This is a genomic window from Mesorhizobium sp. M8A.F.Ca.ET.202.01.1.1 (genome assembly GCF_004791595.1).
Classification (GTDB): Bacteria; Pseudomonadota; Alphaproteobacteria; order Rhizobiales; family Rhizobiaceae; genus Mesorhizobium.
Map to the genome: position 1 here is coordinate 46,873 of NZ_SRUN01000006.1, position 13,313 is coordinate 60,185.

Consider the following 13,313-nt stretch of genomic DNA (forward strand, 5'->3'; position numbering starts at 1 on the left):
GATGTTACAGGTGGAAACGCAACGTTACGAAACCCTTGGCCCGGTCATGCATTTTCCCTTCGACCGTTCACTGCAACGTGAGCGTGTGTTGAAGGAGAGATGTCATGAAAAAGCTCATTCTTGCGTCGGTTTCGGCGCTTGTCCTGCTTGGCGTCGCGGCATGCAGCGATAGCGGCACCGACAAGACCACGACCCAGAGCACCAATCCGCCGGCCGCCGAGCAGCCGATGAAGCCTGCGGCCCCGGCTGACAATTCGACCAAGCCTGCCGAGCCGGCTCCGGCAACGCCTGCTCCTGCGCCCGCGCAGTAGTTTGTAAGCAGTAAGTGTCTTGGGAGGAAGGCCGGCTTGATGTCGGCCTTTTTCTCGTAGGGGTGACTGTTGGAACCAGCAAAGCGCCGTTCGTTCACAGGCCCTACAAGTTGGCCGTTATTGGCTTGATAGCGGGGACCGGTTGGCTCTATGAAGCTGGCCATGTCGATTTGGGACCGCCTCGGCGACTTCATCACCCGGGTTTCATCTTCAACCACGTCTGGCGTCGCCGACGTGGTCGAGGCTGTGCGCACGGTTTTCTCCGGCGACGCCGACCTGCGCCGCCGCGTCGCCTTCTCGGTAGCGATGATCGCGCTTTCGGCCAAAATGGCCAAGGCCGACGGCATCGTCACCCAGGATGAGGTGCGCGCCTTCCAGGAAATCTTCGAAGTGCCGGCGAAAGAGACGCGCAATGTTGCGCGGCTGTTCGATCTCGCCCAGCGGGATGTGGCCGGTTTCGAAACCTATGCCGAGCGCATGGCGCAGATGTGCGGCTCCGGGCACTCCAATTGCGTGATGCTGGAAGACATACTCGACGGCCTGTTCCACATCGCCAAGGCCGACGGGCTGGTGCATGAGCGCGAAGGCATTTTCCTGCATCGTATCGCCGAGATCTTCCGCATCGACGAGGCGCACTACGAATCGATCATGGCGCGGCATGTCAATCTTGGCGCCGGCGACCCCTATGTCGTGCTCGGTATCGAGCGCGGCAAGCCGTTCGAGGAGGTCAGGAAGCGTTACCGCAAGCTGGTGTCCGACAACCACCCGGACCGGCTGATCGCGCGCGGACTGCCGCAGGAATTCATCAAGATCGCGACGACCAGGGTCGCGGCGATCAACGCCGCCTACGAGATGATCGAGCGGGGCCTGCGGCACGCATGAGCGGCTTCCTGCCCGACGAGCCGAGTGCCGAGGTCAGGGTATCGCCGAATTTCGGGCCAAGGCGCGACAGGCAGAAGCCCGACATGATCGTGCTGCACTATACGGGCATGGCGACCGGTATCGGGGCCGAAGCCTGGCTGTGCGATCCGGCGAGTGAAGTCTCGTCGCACTATCTCGTCCATGAGAATGGCCACATCGTGCAGATGGTCCGGGAAAGCGACCGAGCCTGGCATGCCGGCCAGAGTTCCTGGTTCGGACACACCGACATCAATTCCTGCTCGGTCGGCATCGAAATCGTCAATCCGGGCCATTCGCTGGGCTATCCCGGCTTTCCGCGACGCCAGATCAATGCGGTGATCAGGCTGTGCAAGGGGATTGCAGCACGGCATGCGATCGCCGCCGAGCGGGTGCTGGCGCATTCCGACGTGGCGCCTGGTCGCAAGATCGATCCTGGCGAGAAGTTTCCATGGGCCGTGCTGTTTAAGGCCGGTGTCGGTCATCTCGTGCCAGCCGCGCCCGTCAGGCGCGGAGCCGCGCTGAAGCCAGGCGACTACGGTGCCGATGTCGAGGCGCTGCAGTCGATGCTGTCGCTCTATGGCTATGGTGTCGAGATAACGGGCGTTTTCGACGATCGGACACGGATCGTCGTCGAGGCCTTCCAACGGCATTTCCGACCGCGCCGGGTCGACGGAGTTGCCGACGGCTCGACGATGCGCACGCTCCAGAGGCTGCTTGCCTCCGTCACGAGTTGACCTCACGTCAAGAGCCGGTCCAAGTAATCCTCCTCAACCGTAAAGTTACAACCTGTCACTTAAAGTGACTTGCCCCGCCTTCATTGGCGCCAAATCGGGCTTCAAAGGGCCTTTCGTACAGTTTGTCGGACGTCCAGCCCCCGGGTGATCCGATATTGATCAAGCGATGCCGCGCGAAAATCTTCGCGTGGTCCCAACAGAACAGGATCACATGCAGAAATTGACCGTTTTAACGGCAGCTCTTGCTGCCGGGGTAATGAGTTTTGCCTTCAGCGCGGCCGACGCCGCACCGTTAAGCCAGCGGGCCGACCAGGGTCTGGTCGCGACATCCGCCAAAGGCAAGGCCATTTCGGCCAAAAGCACCAAGAGTGCGAAGGCGACGACGAAGCAGGCTTCCGCGAAAGTGGAAAAGGCAAGCTGGACCAAGGCAAGGAAAACCCCCGCCAAAAGGCAGACGAAACGCGGCCGCAAGACCGTTGACATGACGACGACGGCATCGATCGGTCTCAGCAACGTCGCCGCGGCGACCGCGGCAGTGGCGAGCAGCGGCCAATATTCCGCGATTGTCGCCCGCTACGCGGCGAGCTACGGGGTTCCGGTGTCGCTGGCCCACGCCGTGATCAAGATCGAGAGCAACTATCGGCCGAACATGGTCGGCGGCGCCGGTGAGATCGGCCTGATGCAGATCAAGCCGGCAACCGCGCGGATGATGGGTTACAATGGGTCGGCCAAGGGCCTGTTCGATCCAGACACCAACATCAAATACGGCATGAAGTACCTCGCCATGGCGCGCGACCTGGGTGGCGGCACGACCTGCGGCACGATCCTCAAATACAATGCCGGCCATGGCGCCACTCGCATGAACCCGGTTTCCGCGGCTTACTGCAGCAAGGTCAAGGTTCAGCTGGCGGCTGTCGGCGCGCCGGCTTGACGAGAACCGGTCACAATCGGCTTTTTCGGTTGCGTTTTGTGGTGTGAACCCCTTTATACGCCCTGCCAGCTGGCCGGGCGGCCGCACCCGCAAACGCCGAAAGGCCGCGGGTGAGGAAAGTCCGGGCTCCATGGAGACACGGTGCCGGTTAATGGCCGGCGGGGGCGACCCCAGGGAAAGTGCCACAGAAAGCAAACCGCCACGACTTTGTCGGGGTAAGGGTGAAAGGGTGGGGTAAGAGCCCACCGCGCGACTGGCAACAGGAGCGGCACGGTAAACCCCACCGGGAGCAAGACCGAATAGGGGCGGTGCGAGGGGAAACCCTCGAGGGCTGTTTCCGGCTCACCGTCCGGGTAGGTTGCGTGAGGCGCATGGCAACATGCGCCCAAGATGAATGGCCGCCACGTTCTCGCCTCGCAAGGGCGAGGGCCATACAAAACCCGGCTTACAGGCCGGCTGGCAATTTTTCTCCATCATATATGGATTAAGTCTTTCGATATCAGAAGGTTGCGCCCTTGGCCGCACCTTCTGATTCAAGGGCGCGGCGCTACTTTGCGTCGCCACAGCCAGAGATCTCCGCCGACTTCCTTGAAACTGGTGCGATTAAATCGTACCATCGCGGCTCATCATCGGGAGCCTATCATGGGTCAGGTGGACAAACGCAGCATCACGCTTTCGCCGGAACTGGCGCGGGCGGTCGACGATGTGGTCGCGGCTGGAGAATACGCCTCGGCGAGCGAGGTGATCCGCGATGCGTTGCGGCAATGGAAGGACCGCCGCGACCTGATGGGCTACACGGTCGAAGAACTGCGCAAACTGGTGCAGGAGGGGATCGACAGCGGGCCTGCGCAAGACGGCCAGCCAATCATTGAACGACTGCGCGCGAAATACCTGAAGAGGGCCGAGGTCCAAGGCTTCCAGGAGTGAAATACCGACTGCTTCCTCAAGCCACCGTCGATCTCGAAAGCATCGGCGACTACATCGCCAGCCACGACCCGCGCGCTGCTGTTCGCTTCGTGGATGCGCTGGAAAGACGTTGGGATTTGCTGACGTTGCATCCCGTCTCAGGTGCGCCACGCGACGACATAGCACCGGTATTCGTCACCTGGTCGTCGGCGACTACCTCACCTTGTACCGAGTCGGTGCCGATGCCGTCGAAATCGTCCGTGTGCTGCATGGTCGGCGAAAGATCGAGGTCGATGATCTCAATCCCTGACGGTTCGCTCAGCCGCTGACCCTGTCCAGCGAGGCCTCGATCGCCTTCCAGAGTTCTTCCACCGGCTCGCAGCCGACCGACAGGCGTACGAAGCCAGCCGGCACCGCGTCGCCTCGCTTCAAACGCCGCTCGGCCGAGGTGTGGACGCCGCCGAAGGAGGTCGCGGCCTGCATCAATTCGCAGCCGTTGATGAAATCCTCGGCTTTCTGCTCGGAAGCGAGTTCGAAGGAGATGAGGAAGCCGAAGCGCTCCATCTGGGCGCGGGCAAGATTGTGCGAGGGATCGCCTTCCAGGCCGGGATAACGCAGGCCCCTGATCGCCCTATGGCCCTGCAGGCGCCGCGCGATCACTTCCGCCGACGAACACATGCGGTCGAAACGCACGTCCAATGTTTCCAGGCCGCGATGCACCAGCCAGGCTTCGAACGGGCCGGGGATGCTGCCCGAGACCTCGCGCCAGCCGGTCACGGCGGCGATGATGTCGGCATTGCGGCTGGCGACATGACCGAACAGCACGTCGGAATGGCCATTGGGCGCCTTGGTGTCGGCGGCGACAACGATATCGGCACCATGATCGAGAGGGCGCTGGCCGAAGGGCGTCATCGTCGTGTTGTCGACCACCAGCAGCGCGCCCGCCTTGTGAACGGCTTCGGCGACAGCGGCGATATCGCAGATGTCCAGTCCCGGATTTGCGGGCGTTTCGACGAAGGCCAGGCGGTAACCCGCGAAGCCGCCGTCGAGGAAGGTCGATGTCGGCCTGACATCGTAGGTGACGCCGAGCGGCTTCAGGAAGCGGTCGGCCAGCGCCCTGGTGGTGTGATAGCCGTCCGAAGGCAGCAGGATATGGTCGCCGGCCTTGAGCACGGCAAAGAATGCCGCCGAGATCGCCGCCATCCCCGAGGGAAAACCGACGCAAGGCGCGTCTTCCAGATGGGACAACATGTGTTCGACGGCATCCCAGGTCGGGTTGCTGAAGCGGCCGTACTGGTTGAAGCCGGTGGCGTCGCCCGGTGCATGGAAGATGGCGGCCATGGTCAGCGGCAGGGGAATGGAATCGCCCATGGCGAACCCGCTGCGACGCAAATGGGGAAGGGCCGCAGCGCGCGACTTCGCAGTTTCAGGCATCGATTTCAAATCCCTTGGTGATCGGTGAGATGGACGAGACGCTATGCCCGGCCGCGGTTTGCGGCAAGGCGCCTCCAGTTGGGCCAGGCAGGCTCTAAACGCTTCGTTAGGCTTAATGGATCATAAAGACGAGGCGCGCTGTCAAAGCCTTTCTCGTCGGCGTGGCGCGCGTGTTTGAGAAGCCTATTCCCGTTGACGCCCATAGTGCCCCATGATATCCCATTTCGACATCAAAGCCTTCGTTCCGCGTCAGGGTAAAGCGTTCGCCAATCGGGCAGCCGCGGCGGCTGTGCGTTTGCCGGTTTTCGCCCCTGTGGACGAGGTGGGTGCGGGGCAGGCAACGCGCGGCGGTGGCGCGTGCGACACGATGAAGAGGGGTGCGGCGGCGCAAGCGGCTGTAACGTGTGATGGACCGGTTTCTGTCGAACACGGTGAGCAGGATCGATGCGAAGGGGCGGGTGTCCGTTCCCGCGCATTTTCGTGCCGTGGTGCAGAAGCGCGGCTATTCGGAACTCTACGCGCTGCGTTGCCTGGACCTGACGGCGATGGATGTCGGCGGGCTCGACCTGCTCGACCGCTACGAGCAGCGCATCGCTCGGGAAGACCCCTTCCTGCAGACGGCGGACGACATGTCGTTCTTCTGCCATGGCGACGGAGCGTTCCTGAAACTCGACCAGGACGGCCGCATAACCATGACCGATTTCATTCGCGAACATACCGGCATCTCGGCGGAAGTGGCCTTTGTCGGGCGCGGCAATTTCTTTCAGATCTGGGAGCCGGGACGGCTCGCGACCTACGGGGCGCAGGCGCGGGCCAGGCTTTTGCAGCTTCGGCAGGGGACGAAGGCTCACGAGGCCAAGGCTGGGGAGCGACCGGAATGATGGTGGGCCACGGCGATGATAACAACGCCGTTGGCGGATCGGTCCGCCACATTCCGGTCCTTCTTGGCGAAGTGCTCGAAGCGCTGGCGCCCGCGGAGGGCGACATCGTCATCGACGGTACGTTCGGCGCCGGCGGCTATACGAAGGCCATCCTGGCGGCCGGCGCGTCCGTGGTTGCCATCGACCGCGATCCGGATGCCATCGCGGCCGGCCGCGACCTCGAGGCGCAGTCCGGCGGTCGGCTGAGGCTGGTGCAGGCGCCGTTCTCGACGCTCGACGAACACATCGACAGCGCCGATGGCGTCGTGTTCGACATCGGCGTCTCCTCGATGCAGATCGACCAGGCCGAGCGCGGCTTTTCCTTCCGCTTCGACGGCCCGCTCGACATGCGCATGGCGCAGGCGGGCCTGAGCGCCGCCGATGTCGTCAACAGTTTCAAGCCGGGCGACCTTGCCCGCATCTTCGGCTTCCTCGGAGAGGAGCGTCACGCCGGCCGTATCGCCCGCATGATCGAGGCGCGCCGGGAAAAACGGCCGTTCGAGCGCACGCTGGAACTCGCCGACGCCATCGAGACGCATATCGGCCGCGCGCCGAAGGACAAGATCCATCCGGCGACCCGCGTTTTTCAAGCGCTGCGCATCTTCGTCAATGACGAGCTCGGTGAATTGGCCAAGGCGCTGTTCGCGGCCGAACGCGCGCTGAAGCCAGGCGGCCGACTTGTCGTGGTGACGTTCCATTCGCTTGAAGACCGCATCGTCAAGCGCTTCATCGCCGATCGCGCCGACGCCATGACCGGCTCGCGCCACATGCCGGAGGCGCAGGCGCGCACCGCGACTTTCCGCAAGGCTGGTGGCGGCGTGACGGCAGGCGACGCCGAGGTTGCGGCCAACCCACGCGCCCGCTCGGCCAGGCTGCGCGCGGCGGTCCGCACCGAGGCGCCGGCGCGCGGCGACGATTTTTCGATTTTCGGCCTTCCAAAGCTTCCCGGCATCGATCGGCCGGGGGAGAGGTAAGCACGTGTTTCGTACCAGCGACATTGTCCTGATCGCCGTCATGGTTTCGGCAGCGGCCCTGACCTACAAGGCCAAGCGCGAGGCCGAGGACCAGTTGGCGGCCGTGCAGAAGATCCATGCCGAGATACGCTTTGAGGAGGACACGATCGACCTGCTCAAAGCCGACTGGAGCCTGCTCACCCAGCCGTCGCGGCTGCAGAAGCTGGCCGAACTCTATAAGGCGCAGCTCGCATTGGAGCCGGTCAGTGGCCGGCAGATCGTGGGCCTGGGCGACCTGCCGGCCAAGGCGCTCGACATCCAGGACATCCTGAACGGGCGCCAGGGCGCCGTGGCCGACAATTCCGACAAGGCGCCCTCGGGCGACAAGGATCCCGTCGTCACCGGAGACATCGCCCAATGATCGGCAAACTGCTGAAGCGCTTCGCCACGGTAGGCCGCGCCAGGACAAGCGAGGACGGGTCGATCGTGGTCGAAGGCGCCCGCAAGGCGACCGGCGGCAAGGGCAAGGCCCGCATCGTGATGACGATGGCGGTGTTCTTCGGCATCTTCTCGACCATATCGGGGCGGCTGGTCTATCTCGGTTTCCAGACACCCGACCTGTCGGGCGGTCCGCAAAGCCGGGTGACGGCGTCACGTCCCGACATTGTCGATCGCAACGGTGAAGTTCTGGCCACCGACATCAAGACGGCGTCGCTGTTCGCCGAGCCGCGCCGCATCGTCGATGCCGATGAGGCTATCGAGAAGCTGTCGACGGTGCTGCCCGAAATCGACTACGAGCAGACCTATCACAAGCTGAAGAGCGGCGCCGGCTTCGTCTGGCTGCAGCGGCAACTGACGCCCAAGCAGCAGGCCGACATCATGCAGCTCGGCATTCCCGGCTTTGGCTTCCGCACCGAAAAGCGCCGTTTTTATCCGAGCGGCGAGACCTCCTCCTACATCGTCGGCCTGACCAACATCGACAACCAGGGCATCTCCGGCATGGAGAAATATATCGATGAGCAGGGCCTGAGCGACCTGCAGGCGTCGGGCCTGGCGGTGGCGAAGGATCTCAGGCCGGTGAAGCTTTCGATCGATCTGCGCGTCCAGCATGTGGTGCGCGACGAGATCGCCGCCGGCCTGGAGCGCTATCGCGCCATGGGCGCTGGCGCCGTCGTGCTCAACGTCAAGACCGGCGAAGTGGTGGCCATGGCCTCGGTGCCGGATTTCGATCCGAACAATCCCTACAACGCGCAGGACAAGGACCGGCTTAACCGGATGTCGGCGGGGCTCTATGAGATGGGCTCGACCTTCAAGAGCTTCACCTCGGCCATGGCGCTCGATTCCGGCAAGGCGACGATGTCGAGCCGCTTCGACGCTTCGCATCCAATCCGGGTCGGCCACCAGGCCATTCACGATTTCCACGGCAAGAACCGTGTGCTGTCGCTGCCGGAGGTCTTCCTCTATTCGTCCAACATCGGGTCGGCCAGGGAGGCCGAGCTGGTCGGCATCGAGGCGCACCGCGAATTCCTGCATCGCCTCGGCATTCTGGAGAAGATGCAGACCGAACTGCCCGAAGTCGCCCGCCCGACCGAGCCGAAGGTGTGGAAGCAGGTCAATTCGTTCACCATCGCCTTCGGCCATGGCGTGTCGACGACGCCGCTGCAAGCGGCTGTCGGCTGCGCGGCGCTGGTCAATGGCGGCTTTCTGATGCAGCCTACATTTCTGGTCCGCAGCCAGGAGGATGCGATGGCGGCGGCCAAGAAAGTGGTTACCGAAAAGACCGTCGAGGGCATGCGCTACCTCTATTCGCTCAACGCCGAGAAGGGTTCGGCCAGAAATGCCCGGGTTCCCGGCTACCGCGTCGGCGGCAAGACCGGAACGGCCGAGAAGGTCATCAACGGCCGTTACTCGAAGGAATTGAATTTCAACACCTTTGTCGCCGCCTTCCCGATGGACGATCCGCAATATTTGGTGTTCACGATCGCCGACGCCCCGCATCCGGAAAAGCCTGGGATGACCGACGTCGCGGCCAACAATGCGGGGGTCATGGCCGGCAATATCATCAGGCGTGCAGCGGCCATGCTTGGCGTGAAGCCAGATTTCAGCCATGAAAATGGTGCAACGCTGGTTTCCTATCAGTGATTCTTGGGGCGCGCCGGCAACTGCGCGCTATTTTGTTGCGGTGAACGGGACTCGATGAAGCTCAAAGATCTAGCCGGTATCCTGCCAGTCGAAGGAACAGCTTCCGTCGATCTGGAGGTTACAGGCATCTCGTCCGATTCCCGCCAGGTGAAACCCGGCGTCGTCTTTTTCGCGCTTGCCGGAACCAAGGCCGATGGCGCGAGCTACGCCGCCGACGCGGCCCGACGTGGCGCTGCAGCGATCGTCACGGGCAAAGGCAGTGGCCTGGCCGATTTGCCGGTTCCGGTGCTGGCGGTCGATGATCCGCGCCTGGCACTGGCGTTGAGTGCCGCCCGCTATTTCGGCAGGCAGCCGCAAACCATGGTCGCCGTGACCGGTACCAGTGGCAAAACGTCGGTCGCCGCCTTCACCCGGCAGATCTGGGAGCAGGCGGGATACGCTGCCGCCTCGATCGGTACCACCGGCGTGGTCGCGCCTGGCCGCAACGAATATGGTTCACTGACGACACCCGATCCGGTCGCCCTGCATCAGTTGCTGCGGGAATTGGCGGATGCCGGCGTTAGCCACGCCTCGATTGAGGCCTCCAGCCACGGGCTCGACCAGCGCCGCCTCGATGGGGTGAAGCTCTCGGCTGGCGGCTTCACCAATCTCGGCCGCGACCACATGGATTACCATCCGACGGTCGAGGATTATCACCGTGCCAAATTGCGCCTGTTCGACACGCTGCTGCCGAAGGGCGCACCGGCTATCGTCTTCGCCGACGATCCTTGGTCGGAACCCACGATAAAGGCAGCTCGGGCCGCCGGGCTCGACGTGCTGACGGTCGGCCGTCATGGCGATTTCCTCAGGTTGAAGCGGGTCGAGCATGAGCGTCATCGCCAGCGTGCCGAGGTCGAAGCCGACGGTGTGATCCACGAAATCGACCTGCCGCTCGCCGGCGATTTCCAGATCGCCAACGCGCTGGTTGCGGCGGGGCTTGCCATTTCCACCGGAACACCTGTCGCCAAGGCCTTGGGGGCATTGGAGAAATTGAAAGGCGCGCCGGGCAGGCTCGACCTTGTCGGTACCACGGCGAGCGGGGCTCCGGTCTATGTCGATTACGCCCACAAGCCGGATGCGCTGGAGAATGTGCTGGCCTCGGTGCGTCCGTTCACCACCGGTCGCGTGATGGTCGTGTTCGGCTGCGGCGGCGACCGTGACCGGGGCAAACGACCGATCATGGGCGAGATCGCGACCCGGCTCGCCGATGTCGTCATCGTCACCGACGACAATCCGCGCTCCGAAGTGCCCGAAAGCATCCGCGCCGCCATTCTTGCCGCGGCGCCCGGCGCCATCGAAATCGGTGACCGGCGCAAGGCAATCCACGAGGCTGTCCGCATGCTGCATGCCGGCGACACGCTGATCGTGGCCGGCAAGGGCCATGAGGAAGGCCAGACGATCGGCTCGGAAACCCTGCATTTCTCCGACCACGAGGAAGTGCGCGCCGCGCTCAGGGAGCGTGCCGCATGAGTTTGCTGTGGACTTCGGAAGCGCTGGTTGCCGCCACGGACGGGCGGCCGCTCGGCCCCATGCCCGAAGGTATATCGGGCATTTCGATCGACAGCCGCAGCCTGCAGCCGGGCGACGCCTTCTTTGCCATCAAGGGCGAGACGATGGACGGCCATGACTTCGTCACCGCGGCCATCAAGGCCGGCGCCGGCGTGCTGGTGGTGGCAGAAGGCAAGCTGCCGTCGCTTGGCCGGCTGACCGCGCCGATCATCGTCGTCGAGGACGTTCTGGTTGCGCTGGAAAAGCTCGGTGTCGCGTCGCGCGCCCGCTCGCAGGCCAAGATCATCGCGGTCACCGGTTCCGCGGGCAAGACCACCACCAAGGAGGCGCTGCGCCACGTGCTTTCGGCCGTCGGCAAGGTGCATGCCTCGGCGCAGTCGTTCAACAACCATTGGGGCGTGCCGCTGACCTTGGCGCGCATGCCCGATGACTGCGATTATGCCGTGTTCGAGATCGGCATGAACCATCCCGACGAGATCCGGCCGCTGGTGAAGATGGTGCGGCCGCATGTCGCCATCGTCACCATGATCGCGGCCGCGCATCTCGGCTTCTTCCGCAATCTGGACGAGATCGCCAGGGCCAAGGCCGAGATTTTTGAAGGGCTGGAACCCGAGGGCGCCGCGGTTCTCAACCGCGACGATGCGCGTTTCAAGCTGCTGGACAAGATGGCGCAAGCTGCCGGCGTCGAGCATGTCTATGGCTTCGGCGAGAATGCGCGCTCGACGTTCAAGCTGGTCAAGTGCGAGTTGCATGCCGACCATTCCGACATCGCCGCCAGGATCAGCGGCCACGATATGATCGCTCGTATCGGAGCGCCTGGCCGGCACATGGTGCAGAACGTGCTGGCGGTGCTAGGCGCCGCGCATCTGGTCGGCGCCGATCTCGACAAGGTGGCATTGGCGCTGGCCGATCTCTCCGCCGAGCGCGGGCGCGGCAAGCGCCATGTGCTGCGGCATCCCGGTGGCCCGACTTCGGGCCAGCCCGGTAGCCCTATGCACGGTGGCCCGATCACGCTGATCGACGAGAGCTACAACGCCAATCCGGCCTCGATGGCGGCCGCCATGGCGCTACTCAACGCAACGCCGGTGACAGGCGAGGGCAGACGCATCGCGGTGCTCGGCGACATGCTGGAGCTCGGCGACCATTCGGCAAAGCTGCATGCCGCCCTTGCCGATCTCATCGTCGGCACGGGCACGCGGACAGTCTTTCTCGGCGGGCCGGAGATGCGCTCGCTGGCGGAAGCGCTGCCGGACGATATCAGGACGGAATACCGCGCCGGCGTCGAGGAGTTGAAGCCGCTGCTGCTCGCCGCGCTAAGGCCGGGCGACGTGGTGATGATCAAATCGTCGAAGGGCATCGGTTTTGCAAAACTGGTCGATGCGCTGCTGGGCAAATTCCCGGCCGAGACGACAACCAGCAACCAGACCTAGTCGGGGGACGAAAGCGCATGTTCACACTGCTGGTCGATTTCGCGGACAAGGTCTCTGTCTTCAATGTCTTCCGCTACATCACGTTCCGCACCGGCGGGGCGCTGATCACCTCGGCGCTGATCGTCTTCATCTTCGGGCCGACCATCATCAATTCGCTGCGGCTCAGGCAAGGCAAGGGCCAACCGATCCGCGCCGACGGGCCGCAGACGCATTTCAAGAAGGCGGGTACGCCGACCATGGGCGGACTGATGATCCTGTCCGGTATCATCGGCTCGTCGCTTCTATGGGCGAACCTGTCCAGCATCTATGTCTGGGTGGTGCTGTTGGTGACACTCGGCTTCGGCTCGATCGGCTTTTATGACGACTATCTGAAGGTGACCAAGCAGTCGCATCTCGGCTTCTCCGGCAAGGCGCGGCTTGCGTTGGAATTCGTTATCGCCGGCATCGCCGCCTGGGCGATCATGCACAATGGCCAGGCGCCGTTCTCGTCGTCACTGACATTCCCCTTCGCCAAGGAATTCATCATCAACCTCGGCTGGTTCTTCATCCCGTTCTCCTGCTTCGTCATCGTCGGCGCCGGCAATGCGGTGAACCTGACCGACGGCCTCGACGGTCTGGCGATCGTGCCGATCATGATCGCGGCGGCGTCCTTCGGCGTCATCGCCTATCTCTCGGGCAACGCGGTCTTCGCTGAATACCTGCAGATCCATTTCGTGCCGGGCACCGGCGAACTGGCGGTCGTGCTTGGCGCGGTCATTGGCGCCGGCCTTGGCTTTCTCTGGTTCAACGCGCCGCCGGCGGCGATCTTCATGGGTGATACCGGGTCGCTCGCCATGGGTGGCCTGATCGGCACGGTCGCGGTCGCCACCAAGCACGAGATCGTGCTCGTCATCGTCGGCGGCTTGTTCGTGGTCGAGATCCTCTCGGTCATCATCCAGGTCGGCTACTTCAAGATGACCGGCAAGCGCGTGTTCCTGATGGCGCCGATCCATCATCATTTCGAAAAGCTCGGCTGGACCGAAAGCCAGGTGGTGATCCGCTTCTGGATCATCGCCGTCATCCTGGCGCTGGTCGGCCTCTCCACCCTCAAGCTCAGATAGGCTG

15 protein-coding genes and 1 other RNA gene are annotated in these 13,313 nt (G+C 63.6%); 14 read left to right on the plus strand and 2 right to left on the minus strand.

Annotated features, from left to right (window positions below):
- Positions 1-104 precede the first annotated feature (104 nt).
- The 3 genes from EN845_RS14935 (at position 105) to EN845_RS14945 (ending at position 1,945) form a co-directional block, all read left to right on the plus strand.
- On the plus strand, positions 105-311 hold the full coding sequence (locus EN845_RS14935) for a hypothetical protein (RefSeq protein WP_127275804.1): 207 nt from the start codon (positions 105-107) through the stop codon (positions 309-311).
- A gap of 162 nt (positions 312-473) precedes the next feature.
- The gene (locus EN845_RS14940; RefSeq protein WP_127275803.1) at positions 474-1,193 is read left to right on the plus strand and encodes a DnaJ family molecular chaperone; all 720 of its coding nucleotides are present in this window, start codon (positions 474-476) and stop codon (positions 1,191-1,193) included.
- Positions 1,190-1,945 (plus strand): N-acetylmuramoyl-L-alanine amidase, encoded by a 756-nt coding sequence (locus EN845_RS14945; protein ID WP_127871694.1) that lies wholly within the window; start codon positions 1,190-1,192, stop codon positions 1,943-1,945. Before EN845_RS14940 ends, EN845_RS14945 begins: the two co-directional genes overlap by 4 nt.
- A 207-nt stretch (positions 1,946-2,152) precedes the next feature.
- On the opposite strand, the gene EN845_RS36090 is transcribed toward EN845_RS14945, so the two are convergent.
- Positions 2,153-2,371, minus strand: a complete 219-nt coding sequence (locus tag EN845_RS36090) for a hypothetical protein (RefSeq protein WP_245511759.1) — start codon at positions 2,369-2,371, stop codon at positions 2,153-2,155.
- On the opposite strand from EN845_RS36090, the gene EN845_RS14950 reads away from it, so the two are divergent.
- The 4 genes from EN845_RS14950 (at position 2,292) to EN845_RS14965 (ending at position 4,111) form a co-directional block, all read left to right on the plus strand.
- Complete coding sequence (locus EN845_RS14950) at positions 2,292-2,876, plus strand: transglycosylase SLT domain-containing protein (protein ID WP_245464245.1); 585 nt, start codon at positions 2,292-2,294, stop codon at positions 2,874-2,876. The two genes, EN845_RS36090 and EN845_RS14950, sit on opposite strands and share 80 nt — an antisense overlap.
- Positions 2,877-2,941: 65 nt before the next feature.
- Positions 2,942-3,340: RNase P RNA component class A (rnpB, locus tag EN845_RS14955), an RNA gene on the plus strand.
- Between the two features lie 178 nt (positions 3,341-3,518).
- Positions 3,519-3,803: a type II toxin-antitoxin system ParD family antitoxin gene (locus EN845_RS14960; protein WP_127871692.1), complete on the plus strand. Its 285-nt coding sequence runs from the start codon at positions 3,519-3,521 to the stop codon at positions 3,801-3,803.
- Entirely contained in the window at positions 3,800-4,111 is a 312-nt protein-coding gene (locus EN845_RS14965) for a type II toxin-antitoxin system RelE/ParE family toxin (protein ID WP_245511747.1), read from the plus strand. Before EN845_RS14960 ends, EN845_RS14965 begins: the two co-directional genes overlap by 4 nt.
- Here the strand turns inward: EN845_RS14965 and EN845_RS14970 are convergent.
- Complete coding sequence (locus EN845_RS14970; RefSeq protein WP_127871691.1) at positions 4,101-5,216, minus strand: cystathionine gamma-lyase; 1,116 nt, start codon at positions 5,214-5,216, stop codon at positions 4,101-4,103. The genes EN845_RS14965 and EN845_RS14970 overlap by 11 nt on opposite strands.
- A gap of 407 nt (positions 5,217-5,623) precedes the next feature.
- On the opposite strand from EN845_RS14970, the gene mraZ reads away from it, so the two are divergent.
- Genes mraZ through mraY form a run of 7 tightly spaced genes read left to right on the plus strand, consistent with a single transcriptional unit; the run spans position 5,624 to position 13,309 of the window.
- On the plus strand, positions 5,624-6,097 hold the full coding sequence (gene mraZ / locus EN845_RS14975) for a division/cell wall cluster transcriptional repressor MraZ (RefSeq protein WP_127275798.1): 474 nt from the start codon (positions 5,624-5,626) through the stop codon (positions 6,095-6,097).
- Positions 6,094-7,110, plus strand: coding sequence for a 16S rRNA (cytosine(1402)-N(4))-methyltransferase RsmH (gene rsmH / locus EN845_RS14980; protein WP_127275797.1), 1,017 nt, complete (start codon positions 6,094-6,096; stop codon positions 7,108-7,110). Before mraZ ends, rsmH begins: the two co-directional genes overlap by 4 nt.
- Positions 7,111-7,114: 4 nt before the next feature.
- Entirely contained in the window at positions 7,115-7,510 is a 396-nt protein-coding gene (locus EN845_RS14985) for a hypothetical protein (RefSeq protein ID WP_127275796.1), read from the plus strand.
- Positions 7,507-9,231 (plus strand): penicillin-binding protein 2, encoded by a 1,725-nt coding sequence (locus EN845_RS14990; RefSeq protein ID WP_127275795.1) that lies wholly within the window; start codon positions 7,507-7,509, stop codon positions 9,229-9,231. Before EN845_RS14985 ends, EN845_RS14990 begins: the two co-directional genes overlap by 4 nt.
- Before the next feature lie 54 nt (positions 9,232-9,285).
- A complete protein-coding gene (locus tag EN845_RS14995) occupies positions 9,286-10,740 on the plus strand; it encodes a UDP-N-acetylmuramoyl-L-alanyl-D-glutamate--2,6-diaminopimelate ligase (RefSeq protein WP_127275794.1) in 1,455 nt (484 codons plus the stop codon).
- Positions 10,737-12,209: a UDP-N-acetylmuramoylalanyl-D-glutamyl-2,6-diaminopimelate--D-alanyl-D-alanine ligase gene (locus EN845_RS15000; RefSeq protein WP_127275793.1), complete on the plus strand. Its 1,473-nt coding sequence runs from the start codon at positions 10,737-10,739 to the stop codon at positions 12,207-12,209. Before EN845_RS14995 ends, EN845_RS15000 begins: the two co-directional genes overlap by 4 nt.
- A 17-nt stretch (positions 12,210-12,226) precedes the next feature.
- Positions 12,227-13,309: a phospho-N-acetylmuramoyl-pentapeptide-transferase gene (gene mraY / locus EN845_RS15005; protein WP_015317207.1), complete on the plus strand. Its 1,083-nt coding sequence runs from the start codon at positions 12,227-12,229 to the stop codon at positions 13,307-13,309.
- Positions 13,310-13,313: the final 4 nt, after the last annotated feature.

Excerpts from the sequence above, each read along its gene's own strand:
- EN845_RS14970 (WP_127871691.1), bottom strand. The coding sequence starts at position 5,216 with ATGCCTGAAACTGCGAAGTCGCGCGCTGCGGCCCTTCCCCATTTGCGT.
- EN845_RS14945 (WP_127871694.1), top strand. The coding sequence starts at position 1,190 with ATGAGCGGCTTCCTGCCCGACGAGCCGAGTGCCGAGGTCAGGGTATCG.
- mraZ (WP_127275798.1), top strand. The coding sequence starts at position 5,624 with ATGGACCGGTTTCTGTCGAACACGGTGAGCAGGATCGATGCGAAGGGG.
- mraY (WP_015317207.1), top strand. The coding sequence starts at position 12,227 with ATGTTCACACTGCTGGTCGATTTCGCGGACAAGGTCTCTGTCTTCAAT.
- EN845_RS14990 (WP_127275795.1), top strand. The coding sequence starts at position 7,507 with ATGATCGGCAAACTGCTGAAGCGCTTCGCCACGGTAGGCCGCGCCAGG.
- rsmH (WP_127275797.1), top strand. The coding sequence starts at position 6,094 with ATGATGGTGGGCCACGGCGATGATAACAACGCCGTTGGCGGATCGGTC.
- EN845_RS14995 (WP_127275794.1), top strand. The coding sequence starts at position 9,286 with ATGAAGCTCAAAGATCTAGCCGGTATCCTGCCAGTCGAAGGAACAGCT.
- EN845_RS15000 (WP_127275793.1), top strand. The coding sequence starts at position 10,737 with ATGAGTTTGCTGTGGACTTCGGAAGCGCTGGTTGCCGCCACGGACGGG.
- EN845_RS14935 (WP_127275804.1), top strand. The coding sequence starts at position 105 with ATGAAAAAGCTCATTCTTGCGTCGGTTTCGGCGCTTGTCCTGCTTGGC.
- EN845_RS14940 (WP_127275803.1), top strand. The coding sequence starts at position 474 with ATGTCGATTTGGGACCGCCTCGGCGACTTCATCACCCGGGTTTCATCT.
- EN845_RS14960 (WP_127871692.1), top strand. The coding sequence starts at position 3,519 with ATGGGTCAGGTGGACAAACGCAGCATCACGCTTTCGCCGGAACTGGCG.